Here is a 16508-nt window from a genome sequence, read left to right on the forward strand (position 1 = left end):
GTACGGAAACAGAAAGAGATATTTATTTAATAATAAAATCGACTATGGTTGTTATGAGTTTTGAAGAAATAGGACGATGAGGTTCATTATAAGATTTTGTATTTTCAATAGTATCATCTCCTTCTATAATTCTTAATACGTGATTCATATTATCTATAAAAATAAGAGAGGCATCTGCCTTCACTTCTTTTAAAGCCTTTGCTTCTTGAATATCTACCTGAATATCATTTGTTCCAGAGACTATTAATATAGGTATCTGAAGTTTCTGAATTTCTTTTTTAGGGTCATATTGCATCCAACTAGCCATAAATGGTTGTGTGTCAGGTCTAAAAATAGAAGATAAAGCAGGACTATATTTCTTTACTTTTCCATTTTCTTTTAATTGTATAAATGCTTCTTCTGCTTTGTCTTTAAGATCAGGCATTTGCAATTCTATCTGACTCAAAATACTCTGATCGATTGTTTGACCAGAACCTGCTAACGAAATAAAACCTGTTACATTCGTTTTTTGAGAAGCAATCATTCCTACAAGTGATCCTTGATTATGACCTATAATATATATGTTTGTATATGTACCACGACGTGTAAAATAATTTATAGCAGAAACAGCATCATCTATAAAATCATCAAAGCGTAATTTATCTTCTTCTAAAGCTCGTTGTTTTAATAGTGTAAGCACTCGTTTATCATACCTAAATGTAGCAATACCATTAGAAGTTAATTTTTCTGCAAGTATGCGTAAAGCATTATTACGAGTTAATTGTTGATTACCATCTCTATCTACAGGACCAGATCCAGGAATAATAATAACTAAGGTTTCTGCTCCTTCTCGGGGTTGTAATAACGTCCCATATACATAGGAGTTTACTTTTATATCTCTCTCAATAGGAGTCTCTTGTGCTATAGATATAAAAGAGATTAAAAATGTAATGATTATTGAGGGTATATGATTCATAGAGTACATATTAAAATCGAATATTGATGTAAAGGTACGGATTATGCTTAGGTAAAAACCTATTCATTCTTACTACTACTATAACAGTTTCTGTCTTATTTCATTGTATTTTTGTAAAAAAATACATAATGAGATATCTATTTTTAATACTGTTTTTAATTTCTAGTTCATCATTTTACGCTACTAATTTTGATTGGGGTAAAACAGGACATCGTACTACTGGAGCTATAGCAGAGCAGTATCTTTCTAAAAAAGCAAAAAAAGAAATAGCAAAACTTCTCAACGGACAATCTTTAGCTATTGTATCTACATATGCCGATGAAGTAAAGAGTGATAAAGCATATCGTTCTTATGGTCCTTGGCACTATGTTAATATCCCATTTGATAAATCGTATAATACACATTCTAAAAATGATAGAGGTGATATTATACAAGGAATAGCAACCTGTATCGAAGTTATTAAAGATGAAAATAGTTTAAAAGAGGATAAGGCGTTTTACCTTAAAATGCTTATTCATTTTATAGGAGATCTACATCAACCATTACATACTGGGATAGGAGAGGATAAAGGAGGAAATGATTTTCAAGTACAATGGTTTAGAGACGGTACAAACTTGCATAGAGTATGGGATACACAAATGATAGAACATTATAATATGTCTTATTCAGAACTTGCTACTACAATGCCTAGACTTTCAAAAAAACAAGTGAAAGTATTACAAAAAGGCACCGTTCAAGATTGGATGGAAGATAGTCGAGTACTCGTTAAAGATATTTATGAAAATACAAAGAAAGGAGAAAAACTAGGGTATGGATATATGTATAAATATTTCAATCCTTTACGTACTCAATTACAAAAAGGAGGAATACGACTTGCAGGTTTACTTAATGAGTTGTTTGGGTAATAGTAGTAATATATTAAAGACTATTACTCTCCTGTAATATCATTGTTTTATATTTTTTTGGTGTCATATCATTGTACTTTTTAAATATACGCGTAAGATGACTCTCGTCAGTAAAACCTAGTTGATATGCAATTTCTGATACTGTGAAGTCAGTATTTTTCAATCTATATTTAATAAGATGTAATTTATACATGAGTATATAATGATGTATAGATTCACCAGTTTTCTTTTTAAAATATAAACTTAAAGCACTATTTGTCATATTAAAATGTGAGGCAAGTGAACTTACTTTCATAAGATCCGTTTCATAAACATGTTGTCGGATATATGATAATATTTGATCTATAGTAGTAGGGATATCTTTATTTAATTTTTCTGGAATAACTTCAAAATCTCTAGTAATATTTCTGGCAATAACACTTAATATCGTACTAACCATATTAGAAATATTATGCTTGTAGAACTCTTTTTCATTGATGTATTCTTGATTTATAACTTCATGAATATGCCAAATAAGATTTCTATCGTGCTCCTCTTTTATAATATCTCCTGGTAATAAATTTGGGTGATGTATAATTCTTTCAATACGATGTAGCCAGTAGGATCTATCAGGAAGATTCATTTTACTAGAAAAAAGTAATTCTGTAAACTGAAAATAGCAAAAAAGAGTTTCTCGCTCAATTTCAAAATGATGTTTGTCTTCTGGAGCGACCAAGAAAATATCTCCTTTTTCATAGGAAACAATAAATTCATTAATATAATGTTTGCCTTTTCCTTCTTCTATAAAAATAATTTCAAAGTAATTTCTATGTTCAGAATCTCTATAAACACCAGTCTTTGCAAATTGTTTGATAAGGAATGTATCATGTAAACTAAAACTTTTCATGATAATAGTATTAATTTTTTACAATTATTTAGTGATTCCTTTTTCTTACAAAAATGTTATAGCAATGTTAATTATCAGTAAGTTACGAATTTTGTACAATTTATTATAAAAAATATACAAGAAATACTATGCGTGCTTAGTATATTTTTGCCCCGGTTAATAAAGTGATTTTCATGAGATTAGAGGTGTTGTCACATTTAGTTGTAAAACTTATTATCTGATTCTTATCCTTGTATAGTGATTATATGTTATAGTGAGATATGGTTAATACATACCCAACTTAGAATCAAATGTAGCAAACATCAATTTGTTAAATAATAATTTTTCCTACCAAATAACACCTCTTTTTACTCTTTTAGAGTTTCGATTAGAATACAACAATATCATAAGTGCATACCAGATTGTATGACTTGTATTTTGATGACACATTATTATCTATATGGTTGTTTATAAATAGAATAGCTATATGTGAATATAAGAATTTTGGCTACTTGTAATAACTAGATCCCCATGGTATATATGAAATAATATATACACTATAGACGATCTGGAGCGAGGATCATACTGGAAATAGCGTACACCCTAATACACTATAAACATTACTTCGTTCTAGATCTTTATCATTAAATGGCTTTCACCCCAAAACCATTCGGAATGTAAGATTTATTCTTGGTTCCACCATTTTTAAAGTCTTTGGTACTTGGTGTTGCCAGTTATGCTGGGTAGCATTTTTCATAAGTAATAAACTTCCGTGCTCTAGTAGCATAGAATGAACAGAAGATTTAGCCTTTTTATCCCTAAATTTAAAAACCCTGCTAGCGCCCAAACTTACTGAGGCAATAGTGGGGTTTTTTCCTAATTCCTTCTCATCATCAGAATGCCATCCATTACTATCTTTTCCATCACGATATAAATTGAGAAGACAAGTAGTAAATTCAGATTTCACAAGAGTCTCAACGCTGTTTTTAATTTCGCTTAAAGCGAAAGTAAACTCAAGAGGATGCATCGTTATATTGGAGTAGGAGTATGGTAGTTTATTATTCCCATACAATGCAGTAAGTCTAGGTTGGGGATATACCTTTCCAAACACTTTAATATCATCTTGTTGCCAAGGTGTCTCATGATAGAGCGTAGTATAATATGCCGAAGCCATTGATTGAGACAAAAACTCAGGGTAATATATAACATCTGCTCCTGGTAAATGAAGGTGTTGCGGTTCTTTAGGAAATAATGACATATTATCTTGAAGGTTTTTTTCTAGTAAAAGATAAAGTTGTATTAGATATAATAATGGTAATAGTATCAGATTTTAGATCTCTACGTTTATATTTTAATTCTGGGACAGTGTCTGTTATTTCTTTATACCAATTATAACTTGCCTTCCCTTCATATACATCAGGTTGCCCTGAAACTCTTGAGAACTTCCCTAAAGTACTAGATACTATTTTAATATCATCTAACTCTTCTTCAGAAAATAAATTTTCTGGAAATTCTAATTTGGCAAAAAGCCCTTGCCCGCGATTAGGAGTATAATCTTTAAAGTATGTACAGGTTACATCTATAATTCGTTTGTCTATGAGTTGTATCGTTGCTCTATTCCATGAAGTTGATCGGATGCAATCTGCTCCTACATAATGATAAGGATCCTGACTTATAGGTGGACATCCTACTAGAAAAAAGCAACAATAAAGTAGTACTATCTTTTTTTTCATGAATTCTAAAGATAAAAATATGCCCAATACATAAGACCAAATTGAGCAATGAATCGAAACCACAATAAAGGTTTCGGAAATTTTTTATGAAACTTTTTGTCTACAATCATATACCAATGTACTACTAGAAAAACTGTTAACATACAGATAATTGCCCATATCGCATATGACCTTGTTTGGTCAAAACACAAAGCAATTCCTAGTCCAACTTCTGCCATACCACTTAGATACACCATTGTTTTGCCAGCAGGAATATACCTAGGCATTATGCTTAAAAATGCCTTGGGTTTTAAAAAGTGCATACATCCTATAAAGATGTACATAAAAGACATAAGGTAGAGATGCCATAAGGCCATAATAAGATGAATTTAAATGATTTTATAAAGTTACTATATATAATGTATAGAAACGATCTTGATTTGTTGTTTGATATTCTATTAAAACCCCTTTGAAAATCAGAAAACAATACGTACTTTTGCACTCCTTTTTGGTAACCATTAGAAAGCCACCAGGAAGATTTAAATCAAATATATAAAACCACTTTTACGGTTTTGAGGTTTAGAGAGCTTTCGCGAAAGCGTAAAATACAAAAACCCATCAGTAAAGAATATTAATTCTAAACTGGTGTAACTTTTTAGCAAATGGCTGAAGAAACTAAAAATCCTGAAGTTCAGGAAGAAGCTGTAGTAGCAGCACCAAAAGTTGAGCAATCTCCTGCTCAAGCAAATCCAGAACAATTTCTTAAAGACTTTAACTGGGAAAAATACGAAGAAGGTATTGATGTTGTAGATGATAAGCAACTTGAAGAATTTGAAGCTCTTGTAGCAAAGAATTTTGTAGATACGCTTAATGATGAAGTAGTAGAAGGAACTGTAATTAATATTACAGATCGTGATGCTATCATTGACATTAATGCTAAGTCTGAAGGTGTAATCTCTCTTAATGAGTTCCGTTACAATCCAGATCTTAAAGAAGGAGACAAAGTAGAAGTACTTATAGATGTACGTGAAGACGCAACAGGTCAACTAGTATTATCACACCGTAAAGCTCGTGTGATTAAAGCTTGGGATCGTGTAAATGCAGCTCACGACGAAGGTACTATCGTAAACGGGTTTGTAAAAGCACGTACAAAAGGAGGAATGATCGTTGACGTTTTTGGAATCGAAGCATTCTTACCAGGATCACAAATAGACGTTAAGCCTATCCGTGATTACGATCAGTATGTAAATAAAACTATGGAATTCAAGGTTGTAAAAATCAATCATGAATTTAAAAACGTTGTTGTATCTCATAAAGCACTTATCGAAGCAGATATCGAAGAGCAGAAAAAAGAGATTATCGGGCAGCTTGAGAAAGGACAAGTACTTGAAGGTGTTGTTAAAAACGTTACTTCATACGGTGTATTTGTTGATCTTGGAGGTGTTGATGGACTTATCCATATTACAGACCTTTCTTGGTCTCGTATCAACCACCCGAATGAAATCGTTGAACTTGATCAGAAATTAAATGTAGTAATTCTTGATTTTGATGAAGATAAAACACGTATCCAATTAGGTCTTAAGCAACTTTCTAAGCACCCTTGGGATGCATTAAGTGAAACTCTTAAAATCGGAGATAAAGTAAAAGGTAAAGTAGTTGTTATTGCAGATTACGGTGCATTTATCGAAGTAGAAGAAGGAGTAGAAGGATTAATCCACGTTTCTGAAATGTCTTGGAGTACGCATTTACGTAGTGCACAAGATTTTGTAAAAGTTGGAGATGAGGTAGATGCTGTTGTTCTTACTTTAGATCGTGAAGATCGTAAGATGAGTCTTGGTATCAAACAACTTGCTCCAGATCCATGGACAGATATCACATCAAAATACCCTGTAGGTTCACGTCACGAAGGTGTTGTACGTAACTTTACAAACTTTGGTGTATTCTTAGAATTAGAAGAAGGTATCGATGGATTAATTTATATCTCTGACCTTTCTTGGACTAAGAAAGTGAAGCATCCGTCTGAATTCTGCGCTGTAGGTGATAAACTAGAAGTAGTTGTTCTAGAGCTAGATGTAGATGGTCGTAAATTAAGCCTTGGACATAAGCAAATTGAAGAAAATCCTTGGGATAAATATGAAGCTGACTTTGGTGTTGGAACAAAACACACAGCTTCTATAGCAGAAATCGTTGATAAAGGTGCGACAGTAACTTTTAATGAGGATATCACTGCATTTGTACCTACACGTCACCTTGAAAAAGAAGATGGTGTAAAACTAGGAAAAGGAGAAGAAGCAGAATTCCAAGTAATTGAATTCAATAAAGACTTCAAACGTGTTGTTGCATCTCATATGGTAATCCATAAAGAAGATGAAGCAAAAATCGTTAAGCAAGCAGCTAAGAAAGCAAAAGCACAAGCTGATGAAGCAAAACCTACATTAGGGGATGCAAATAACGCTCTTGCTGCTCTTAAAGCAAAAATGGAAGGTAAATCATAATACTATTCTTATAATCTAAGAATAGGTATTCACCTTAACTTTATAAAACCCATCAAGATACGCTCTTGATGGGTTTATTTTTTGTTTATAGATTTCTAAATACTAACTATAATGACTTTTATACGCTATTCAAAATGAAATGTTTATTGAGAGGCTTAAATGAATATACCGTTTTATGTGCCTTTAAAATTCCTTATTGCTAGACAACACATGGGTGTAATGTAATAATAGAAGAGGTATAGTGCTTATGACGTGAGATGAAGGAAAGGAAAGGGAAGGAAAGGAAAGGAAAGGGTTGTTAGACCTTAGTCATCTTTTTTTTTACATCGTCAGAAGTGTCAGACTGTTGAGAAGCTTCAAATTTAAGTTGTTGTGCTTTAGAAACCCAGTGGTCATTTTTAATACGATCAGGAAAGAACTTAATTAGTTTTGTGATAGTTGCGATATCCTCATCAGAAAAATTACTTATCTGACTAAAAGTATAAATACCTAAATCATTAAGTTTTGTTTCTGTGTATGGGCCTATACCAGTTATTTTTTGAAGATCATCTTTAATTTCTATTGAAGCATACCCTATGCGTTCAAAATTAATCTTCGTAGCGATAGCATCAGTTTTTTTTGTTAACACCTCTTCTGAGAAAGCTCTTTTTTGAAAATTAACTTGCTCATACTCTTGATCCATTCTGTCTTTGCGGTATGTCAGCTTTCTATTTTGCTGTTCGTTCTCTTCTTTTAGTTCTTGGATTTCTTTTTTGAGGAGATGTATATCTTCCTCTTCTTTCGTTTTCGTTTTTTTATTTTTAAAACGTTCGTAGAATGTAGCCCCAGTGTATCCAATAATAAAAGCACCAAGCATCATGACAAAAATCTCTACATAAGCTACGGGAATAGATATGGTTTCTTGAGTTTCTAGCATGTTATTAATCAACAATGATCTCAATTCTATTATTTTTTTTACGCCCCCAGATACTTGAGTTTTCTTCTATAGGGGTTAATTCTCCTCTAGAAATTGCAGTTATTTTGGATCTTTGGATACCTCTACGTGCTGTAAGATACCATTTTATTTGTCTTGATTTTTTTAATCCTATTCTAAAATTATCTTCAGCATTTCCTACATTGTCTGTATGTCCTATGATGGTTACTTTTTTGCTTGGATTTTCTTTTAATATTTTTTTAAGCTCTGTTGCATAAACAACCAGTTCTTTATCTAGAATTAAGTCAGAATTTGAATAACTAGGGTAAAAAACTCGACTTGGGGTACTTGATTTATTAGTGTGCGTTTTTTCATCTTTATATACAACTTCTGGCTCGTCTTTGTCAATATCTATAGTATCGCTTATCGCAATAGATTTTTTTATTTCATCTGCTAGTGATTGAGAGTCTAAACTGGAACCTTCTGTGAGAGATAAGTTTTCAATGATATCATATGTAATTTTATCTACGAGTGAATCTTTATCTATAGAATCGTTTTCTACAGTATTTGTACTATTCTCGGGAGGTAATTCAAACTTTTTTACTTCTTCAAAATTAGTGGTGTTTTCTCTGTTAAAATCAGTTTTTTGTTGAGTATCCACCATAGGGGAGATAGCAGTTTTTCTGCTTTCTTTAATGTGTGTATAGTATATTCCAGCCGAAGCCCACAAAAGAAATATAAAAAATGTCCCCAAAAAACCTTTCATTTACTGTTTTACCCCAAAATATTGTAAGAGATTTCATATCAAATCTAATGAAAACTTTTTTAGTGTTAAGTAAAGATTAAATTGGGTTATACACTTGTTTTTAACAAAAAATAGAATACTTTTGTGTCAGTTATGCAAAACAATACTATACATCATCATCATTTTTACTTCTATCGCTTGAGCGAGGTAAGATGATGTGTATACATACTATATATCAAAACCCGTTTGAGTTATTCAAGCGGGTTTTTTGTTTTGAATAATTTAAGCATAAAAAAGAAAAAGAAAAATGAATACCAAAATTAGAATTGCAGTCCAAAAATCAGGTAGGCTTAATGAAAAATCATTAGAATTGCTTAAAAATTGTGGGATCTCTATTGATAATGGAGCAGATCAATTAAAAACAACGGCTCGTGATTTTCCATTAGAGATTTTTTATCTCCGTAATGGCGACATCCCTCAGTACTTAAGGGATGGAATTATTGATATCGCTATTTTAGGAGAAAATACATTAATAGAAAAAGGCGAAGACTTACAGATTGTTGAGCGTCTTGGATTTTCAAAATGCCGTGTGTCCTTGGCGATTCCTAAAAATGAAGATTATACATCGGTTCAGGATTTTGAAGGAAAACGTATTGCGACCTCATACCCCAATACGGTACGTAGCTACTTAAAAGAAAAAGGAGTAAATGTCGAGTTACATATTATTAATGGATCTGTAGAAATAGCACCTAATATAGGACTAGCAGATGGTATTTGTGATATCGTATCTAGTGGAAGTACGCTGTTTAAAAACAACTTAAAAGAGGTAGAGACTATGCTTACCTCTGAAGCAGTACTTACCGTATCTCCAAAAATCTCTGATGAGCGTAAAGAAATACTAGAAAAATTGCGATTCAGAATAAAGAGTGTTCTCAAAGGGCGTAATAATCGGTATGTACTTATGAATGTACCTGATGATAAACTAGAAAATGTTATTGCAATATTACCAGGAATGCAGAGCCCTACAGTACTACCACTAGCAGAAGACGGATGGAGTAGTTTGCACAGTGTTATAGATAAAAATCAGTTTTGGGACGTCATAGATCAGCTTAAAGTGGCTGGTGCCGAAGGAATTTTAGTATGTCCAATCGAAAAAATGGTGTTATAATGAATAAAGTATATACTCCAGAAACCAAGGATTGGGAAGAAATTCTAAAACGACCTACCCAATCTGTAGCCGATATTGAACTTGCAGTTACAGATATCTTTAAGGAAATTAAGCAAAAAGGAGATGTCGCCGTTGCAAAGTACACCTCAATTTTTGACAACGTAGTACTAGATACTGTCCAAGTATCAAATGATGAGATTAATAATGCAATAACAGTAGTTCCTCAAGAGGTTAAAGATGCGATCCAACTCGCAAAAAAGAATATAGAAACCTTCCATAAAGCACAACAAACAGAACGTATTTCTGTAGAAACGATGAAGGGAGTTTCTTGCTGGCAAGAAAAAAGACCTATTCAAAAAGTTGGTTTATATATTCCAGGAGGAACAGCACCATTGTTTTCTACAATACTTATGCTAGCAGTTCCTGCAAAATTAGCTGGATGTACCGATATTGTATTATGTACACCTCCTTCAAAGGATGGGTTGATAAACCCTGCAATACTCTATGCGGCACAGTTGTGTGGCGTTACAAAAATCTATAAAGTAGGAGGGATTCAAGCCATTGCGGCTATGACTTTTGGCACAGAAACGATTCCGAATGTATATAAAATATTTGGACCAGGGAATCAATTTGTAACCGTAGCAAAACAACTAGCAACAAAACATGGAATTGCAATCGATATGCCTGCTGGTCCATCAGAACTTTTAATCGTTGCAGATCAATCGGCAGATGCTGCATTTGTGGCTTCAGATTTATTAAGTCAAGCAGAGCATGGAGTAGACAGTCAAGTGATTTTAGTATCTACGTCACGTGATTTTATAGATAATGTAGAAACAGAAGTTGAAAAGCAGATTAGTACGCTTTCGCGAAAGCGTATAGCTCAAAAGGCCATAGATAATAGCAAGTTAATTTATGTAGAAAATGATGTAATAGCATTATCACTAATTAATGAGTATGGCCCTGAACATTTTATCATTTGTGTAGAAGATGAAGACTTTTATGTACAAGGCATTCAGAATGCAGGCTCTGTCTTTATAGGGAATTATACTCCGGAAAGTGCAGGAGATTATGCATCAGGAACAAACCATACCTTGCCTACAAATGGATATGCAAAGCAATATAGTGGTGTTAATCTTGATAGTTTTATGAAGAGTATGACTTTTCAGAAAATTACAGAAGAAGGGATTAAAAATATAGGAAAAGCGATAGAGGTCATGGCAACTGCCGAAGGATTGGAAGCACACAAGAATGCTGTGACATTAAGGCTTGATAGTATAAATAATCGTTAATGACTATTATGAAAAAACAATTTGACCTTTATGCACTTGTAAGACCTAATGTTGCACGTATGTCTGCGTATAGCTCGGCGAGAGATGAGTTTACAGATTTTGATAAAGCAATGGTATTTCTAGATGCCAATGAAAATCCTTTTAATAATGGTGTAAATAGGTATCCAGATCCACAACAGGGGAAATTAAAGGATTTGTTGGCCTCCCAAAAAGAGGTGTCAAAAGAGCAATTACTATTAGGGAATGGTAGCGATGAGGTGCTAGATCTTATTTTTAGAGCTTTTTGTGTGCCAGGAAAAGACAATATTATAAGCTTACCACCTACCTACGGAATGTATAAGGTCTTGTCAAATACAAATGATATAGAAAATAGGGAAGTGCTACTTACAAAAGATTTTCAGCCGGATATAAAAGCAATCTTTGAGCAGGTAGATGTACATACAAAAATCATTTTTTTATGCTCCCCTAATAATCCTACCGGGAACCTTATAGCTCAAAAAAGTATAGAAGAAATAGGGACACGTTTTCATGGGCTTGTTGTAATAGATGAAGCCTATATTGATTTTGCAGATTCAGAAAGTTGGACAAAAAGAATGGCAAAATATCCTAATATTATCGTGATTCAAACCTTATCAAAAGCATATGGTATGGCGGGAATTCGACTAGGAATGGCATTTGCATCTACTGAGATTATACGTCTTCTTACAAAGATAAAACCACCCTATAATGTAAACAAACTTACACAGGAAAAAGCAATAAATCATATTACAAAACGAGATATTGTTGATAATGAAATATATTCAATACTAGAGATTAAGAGTATTTTATGTAAAGAATTACTTGATATTAATTATGTTGTGAAAATATTTCCATCAGACGCAAATTTTTTACTAATAAGAGTAGATAATGCAGACAAGCGATACCAGCAATTAATAGAAAAAGGCATTGTTGTAAGAAACAGAAGTACACAACCTCTTTGTCATAACACATTGAGATTTACAATAGGAACATCAGACGAAACTACAATCTTAATAAAGGCTTTAAAAAGCTTATCTTGAAAACCGTAATTACTAAATAAATTATTTTTTTTTATGAAAACAACATTAACCATCATCACCATTATTGCTTTTACATTCATGCCATTTGTAAGTAGAGCGCAAGATCAATCTGAAAATGATACCGAAACTGAAATTCAACTTACAGAAGAAGACTTACAACAACTAGAACAATACCGAGTATATGCAGATAGTGTGGAGTCTGCAATGAATTATAAATATGGAAAAATAAGTCTAGACGGAGGCTTAGCTGTTATAGATGTCCCTGAAGGATATAAATTCCTAGAAAAAGAACAGGCAAACTATATCATGTCTGATGTTTGGGGAAATCCAGAAGACGCATCTACATTAGGATTATTAATTAAAGAAGACGAAAGTCCTATAGATGCAACATATGCTATTGAAATTTCTTATTCTGAAGAGGGATACATCGAGGATGAAGATGCAGAAGACCTTGATTATGATGATCTATTAGAAGAAATGCAAGAGGATGCTATTGCAAATAATATTGAACTTGAAAAGTTAGGATACCCTACAGCAAATCTAGTTGGGTGGGCAGCTCCTCCATTTTATGATAAAGAAAATCACAAATTACACTGGGCAAAAGAGCTTAAGTTTGATGGATATGATACGAATACACTTAATTATAACATAAGAGTGTTAGGGCGTAAAGGGTTTATTACTCTTAATGTTATAGGAGATATGTCTGTTCTATCCGATGTACAACAAAACATTGACCCTATATTAACCAGTACTACCTTTAATGCAGGAAACCAATATTCAGATTTTAATCCAGACATAGATGAAGTTGCTGCCTACGGAATTGGAGGGCTTATTGCAGGAAAAGTACTAGCAAAAGCAGGATTTTTTGCCTTGATTGCAAAGTTCTGGAAGTTTATTGCTATCGGAGCTATCGCTGTATTTGGAGGGTTACGTAAAAAGATCTTTGGAAGTAAGGAAGCTTAATAGAATACGATCAAATGTGCGTTGCTTATGAGCACGCATATTCATAAAATTGCTATGAAAAAGAAAGTTTTATTTATCGACCGAGATGGTACGATTATTAAAGAAACCGCAGACGAACAAATAGATGCGTTTGATAAAATGATATTTTACCCTAAAGCCTTTACTTGGCTTGGTAAAATAGCACAAGAATTAGACTATGAGTTAGTGATGATCACAAACCAAGATGGTTTAGGGACAGATATATTTCCAGAAGATACCTTTTGGCCCGTGCATAATTTTATCATAAAATCATTTGAAAACGAAGGAGTTATTTTTGATAAGGTCTTTCTGGATCGTACATTTCCTCATGAAAACAAAGATACTCGTAAACCAGGCACAGGCTTGCTTACCGAGTATTTTTCTGAGGAGTATGATCTTGCAAATTCTTTTGTAATAGGAGATCGGCTCACTGATATGCAACTCGCAACCAATCTAGGTGCAAAAGGAATTTATATAAATGACCAAACACATTTAGGTACTGGAGAAATCACGATAGAACGATCAGAACTAAATAAAGACATCGCCTTAGAAAGTAATGATTGGGAAGCTATTTATGCGTTTTTAAAATTAGAAGATCGTATACGTACGCTTTCGCGAAAAACAAATGAAACCAACATCAATATTACATTAAACCTTGATGGAACAGGAATATCTTCTATCCATACCGGTATTGCATTTTTTGATCATATGTTAGATCAATTGGCTAGACATGGTGCTATGGACCTATCTATAGATGTACAAGGAGATTTAGAAGTAGATGAGCATCATACCATAGAAGATACCGCGATTGCTATGGGAGAGATCTTTGCTGATGCACTTGGGAATAAGTTGGGTATAGAACGTTACGGATTCTGTTTGCCTATGGATGATTGTCTAGCACAAGTAGCCATTGATTTTGGAGGACGTAATTGGTTAGTTTGGGAAGCAGATTTTAAAAGAGAAATGATTGGAAAAATGCCAACAGAGATGTTTTATCATTTCTTCAAATCATTCTCGGATGGAGCAAAAGCAAACCTAAACATCAAAGCAGAAGGAACCAATGAACATCATAAAATTGAAGCTATTTTTAAAGCCTTTGCAAAAGCAATTAAAGTAGCCATTAAGAGAGACCCAGATAAAATGATTTTGCCCTCTACAAAAGGAATGTTGTAATGAATATTGTAATCATAAATTATGGAGCAGGTAATATCCAAAGTATCAAATTTGCGATAGAACGATTAGGGTATACCGCCGTTTTAAGTAATGATCCAGAAGAAATAAAGAATGCAGACAAAGTTATTTTCCCAGGTGTAGGCGAGGCGAGTAGTGCCATGCAAAAGCTAAGAGAAAGTGGTTTAAATACTGTTATACCTGAGTTAACACAACCTGTTTTAGGGATTTGTTTGGGAATGCAATTAATGTGTAATCACTCAGAAGAAGGAAATACAGATGGTTTAGGAATTTTTGATGTGGATGTGGTACGCTTTCGCGAAAGCGTAAAAGTCCCCCAAATACAATGGAATACCATCTCAAATCTTAAAACACCTCTTTTTGAAAAAGTTGCTGACCAAGAATTTATCTATATGGTACATAGTTATTATGCACCCGTTACTAGTCAGACGATAGCCGTGTGTGATTATGGAGTGCACTATGGAGCTGCCTTTGCAAAAAACAATTTTTATGGTACTCAATTTCACCCAGAAAAGAGTAGTAGTACTGGAGAACAGATCTTAAAGAACTTTCTAAGGTTATAATATGGAAAATACTATAAAGCAGGATATCACAGCACTTACAAGGGGTATCACAGAAAAATGGAAAAACTTCCCTGTTTGTGAAATCAATGATCATGTGGTGCGTGTGAGTGTTCTTGAAAAAGATTTTTACTGGCATAGTCATAGCAAAAGTGATGAATTCTTTTATGTAGTAGAAGGAGAACTCTTTGTAGATTTTGAAGACCGAACAGAAACGCTTACTCAAGGTCAAATGATTAAAGTGGCTAAGGATGTACGTCACAGAACGCGATCTCAGAAGAGAACCGTTATTTTATGTTTTGAAAGTACAGATAATGATGTAAACGGAGATGATAAGAAAGTAAATGAAATAATAAATTAATAAGATTCCGTAAGTACGGGAATTCACAATGAGAATAATACCAGCAATAGATATCATAGATGGAAAATGTGTACGTCTTTCAAAAGGAGATTATGATACTAAAAAAATATATAATGAAAACCCGTTAGAAGTTGCAAAGAACTTTGAAGCTCACGGAATTAAACATTTGCATTTGGTAGATCTAGATGGAGCAAAGAGTAAGCATATTGTAAATCATAAGATATTAGAACAAATTGCTTCTAAGACGAGTTTGCATATTGATTTTGGTGGAGGATTAAAGACAGATGAAGATTTACATATAGCCTTTGAAAGTGGTGCATCCCAAATTACAGGAGGAAGTATTGCTGTAAAAGACCCAGAAACATTTGAAAATTGGATCAACGTATACGGGGAAAATAAAATTATTCTTGGAGCAGATGCACATCATGAAAAGATTGCTATCAGTGGGTGGCAAGAAGAAAGTAATAAAGATTTGATCCCTTTTATAAAGGAGTATATGAAGAAAGGTATTTCGTATGTTATCTGTACTGATATAAGCAAGGATGGCATGTTGGAAGGTCCTTCTTTTGATCTATATCAAAAAATTATACATCAAGGAACTGTTAGTACCGATGACAGTAGTATAACAAGATCAATACAGCTTATTGCATCTGGAGGAATATCAACATTTGATGAACTTCCGAGATTAGCCGAGTTAGGTTGTGAGGGAACTATTATAGGGAAAGCTATTTATGAGAATCGTATTACACTCAAGCAATTAGAAAACTTTATTTTAAGCCAATAGATTATGAAAGCAGATTGGATTCAGGATTTTAAAGAGAATACCCTTTATAGGATAGACGAGAGTACACGTATGATTCAAATTGCTTTTACAAAAGTTGATGATCAGCAACTATGGCAACGCCCCAATGGCTCTAGTAATAGTTTAGGAAATCAAGTATTGCACCTTTGTGGCAATATGACACAGTATGTGATTTCTAGTCTTGGAGAGCAAGAAGACAACCGTAACCGTGATGCAGAGTTTGATGCTACAGATGGATATAGTAAAGAGGTGTTGATAGAGAAGCTTTTGACAACGGTAGCTGATGTTAAAGACACTATTCAAAATGCAACAGAAGAACAGCTTTTAAAAAAACGTGATGTCCAAGGTTTTCATTTTTCGGGAATGGGGTGTGTGATACATGCCGTAGAGCATTATAGTTATCATACAGGACAAATTGCATTTTGGGTAAAAGAATTAATAAATCAACCATTAGGATTTTATGATGGATTTGATTTAAACGAAAACAATCCATAAAAATAAAAGGCAT

18 protein-coding genes are annotated in these 16508 nt (G+C 33.3%); 11 read left to right on the plus strand and 7 right to left on the minus strand.

Annotation, left to right across the window (positions count from 1 at the left end):
- Positions 1-22: 22 nt before the first annotated feature.
- On the minus strand, positions 23-955 hold the full coding sequence (locus tag ABJD27_RS00130; protein WP_348172791.1) for an alpha/beta hydrolase: 933 nt from the start codon (positions 953-955) through the stop codon (positions 23-25).
- Between the two features lie 128 nt (positions 956-1083).
- Between ABJD27_RS00130 and ABJD27_RS00135 the strand changes: the two genes are divergently transcribed.
- A complete protein-coding gene (locus tag ABJD27_RS00135) occupies positions 1084-1860 on the plus strand; it encodes a S1/P1 nuclease (RefSeq protein ID WP_348172794.1) in 777 nt (258 codons plus the stop codon).
- 13 nt (positions 1861-1873) lie between these two features.
- On the opposite strand, the gene ABJD27_RS00140 is transcribed toward ABJD27_RS00135, so the two are convergent.
- From ABJD27_RS00140 to ABJD27_RS00155, 4 genes are all read right to left on the minus strand, one after another.
- Positions 1874-2746 carry an AraC family transcriptional regulator gene (locus ABJD27_RS00140; protein WP_348172797.1) on the minus strand — a complete coding sequence of 291 codons (873 nt, stop codon included), beginning with the start codon at positions 2744-2746 and terminating at the stop codon, positions 1874-1876.
- Positions 2747-3380: 634 nt separating this feature from the next.
- Positions 3381-3983 carry an alpha-ketoglutarate-dependent dioxygenase AlkB gene (locus tag ABJD27_RS00145; protein WP_348172800.1) on the minus strand — a complete coding sequence of 201 codons (603 nt, stop codon included), beginning with the start codon at positions 3981-3983 and terminating at the stop codon, positions 3381-3383.
- A gap of 1 nt (position 3984) precedes the next feature.
- Entirely contained in the window at positions 3985-4458 is a 474-nt protein-coding gene (locus tag ABJD27_RS00150; protein WP_348172803.1) for a hypothetical protein, read from the minus strand.
- Positions 4459-4463: 5 nt separating this feature from the next.
- Positions 4464-4814 (minus strand): MauE/DoxX family redox-associated membrane protein, encoded by a 351-nt coding sequence (locus tag ABJD27_RS00155; RefSeq protein WP_348172806.1) that lies wholly within the window; start codon positions 4812-4814, stop codon positions 4464-4466.
- A 285-nt stretch (positions 4815-5099) separates the two neighbouring features.
- Between ABJD27_RS00155 and rpsA the strand changes: the two genes are divergently transcribed.
- Positions 5100-6932, plus strand: coding sequence for a 30S ribosomal protein S1 (gene rpsA / locus ABJD27_RS00160; RefSeq protein WP_348172809.1), 1833 nt, complete (start codon positions 5100-5102; stop codon positions 6930-6932).
- Positions 6933-7230: 298 nt separating this feature from the next.
- On the opposite strand, the gene ABJD27_RS00165 is transcribed toward rpsA, so the two are convergent.
- Both ABJD27_RS00165 and ABJD27_RS00170 read right to left on the minus strand, forming a co-directional pair.
- Positions 7231-7848 carry a hypothetical protein gene (locus ABJD27_RS00165; protein ID WP_348172812.1) on the minus strand — a complete coding sequence of 206 codons (618 nt, stop codon included), beginning with the start codon at positions 7846-7848 and terminating at the stop codon, positions 7231-7233.
- A gap of 4 nt (positions 7849-7852) precedes the next feature.
- Positions 7853-8611: an OmpA family protein gene (locus tag ABJD27_RS00170; RefSeq protein WP_348172815.1), complete on the minus strand. Its 759-nt coding sequence runs from the start codon at positions 8609-8611 to the stop codon at positions 7853-7855.
- A gap of 286 nt (positions 8612-8897) precedes the next feature.
- Here ABJD27_RS00170 and hisG point away from each other — a divergent pair, with 286 nt between their 5' ends.
- Genes hisG through ABJD27_RS00215 form a run of 9 tightly spaced genes read left to right on the plus strand, consistent with a single transcriptional unit; the run spans position 8898 to position 16495 of the window.
- Positions 8898-9758, plus strand: coding sequence for an ATP phosphoribosyltransferase (gene hisG / locus ABJD27_RS00175; RefSeq protein ID WP_348172818.1), 861 nt, complete (start codon positions 8898-8900; stop codon positions 9756-9758).
- Positions 9758-11047: a histidinol dehydrogenase gene (gene hisD, locus ABJD27_RS00180; RefSeq protein ID WP_348172821.1), complete on the plus strand. Its 1290-nt coding sequence runs from the start codon at positions 9758-9760 to the stop codon at positions 11045-11047. Before hisG ends, hisD begins: the two co-directional genes overlap by 1 nt.
- 8 nt (positions 11048-11055) lie before the next feature.
- Entirely contained in the window at positions 11056-12105 is a 1050-nt protein-coding gene (hisC, locus tag ABJD27_RS00185) for a histidinol-phosphate transaminase (RefSeq protein WP_348172824.1), read from the plus strand.
- A 33-nt stretch (positions 12106-12138) separates the two neighbouring features.
- On the plus strand, positions 12139-13068 hold the full coding sequence (locus ABJD27_RS00190; protein WP_348172827.1) for a DUF2167 domain-containing protein: 930 nt from the start codon (positions 12139-12141) through the stop codon (positions 13066-13068).
- A 54-nt stretch (positions 13069-13122) separates the two neighbouring features.
- Positions 13123-14259 (plus strand): bifunctional histidinol-phosphatase/imidazoleglycerol-phosphate dehydratase HisB, encoded by a 1137-nt coding sequence (hisB, locus tag ABJD27_RS00195; protein ID WP_348172830.1) that lies wholly within the window; start codon positions 13123-13125, stop codon positions 14257-14259.
- A complete protein-coding gene (hisH, locus tag ABJD27_RS00200) occupies positions 14259-14840 on the plus strand; it encodes an imidazole glycerol phosphate synthase subunit HisH (protein WP_348172833.1) in 582 nt (193 codons plus the stop codon). Before hisB ends, hisH begins: the two co-directional genes overlap by 1 nt.
- Before the next feature lies 1 nt (position 14841).
- Positions 14842-15198 (plus strand): cupin domain-containing protein, encoded by a 357-nt coding sequence (locus ABJD27_RS00205; protein WP_348172836.1) that lies wholly within the window; start codon positions 14842-14844, stop codon positions 15196-15198.
- A 28-nt stretch (positions 15199-15226) separates the two neighbouring features.
- On the plus strand, positions 15227-15982 hold the full coding sequence (gene hisA, locus ABJD27_RS00210) for a 1-(5-phosphoribosyl)-5-[(5-phosphoribosylamino)methylideneamino]imidazole-4-carboxamide isomerase (protein WP_348172839.1): 756 nt from the start codon (positions 15227-15229) through the stop codon (positions 15980-15982).
- A gap of 3 nt (positions 15983-15985) precedes the next feature.
- On the plus strand, positions 15986-16495 hold the full coding sequence (locus ABJD27_RS00215) for a DinB family protein (protein ID WP_348172842.1): 510 nt from the start codon (positions 15986-15988) through the stop codon (positions 16493-16495).
- Positions 16496-16508: the final 13 nt, after the last annotated feature.

This window comes from Dokdonia sp., assembly GCF_039945015.1.
GTDB lineage: Bacteria > Bacteroidota > Bacteroidia > Flavobacteriales > Flavobacteriaceae > Dokdonia.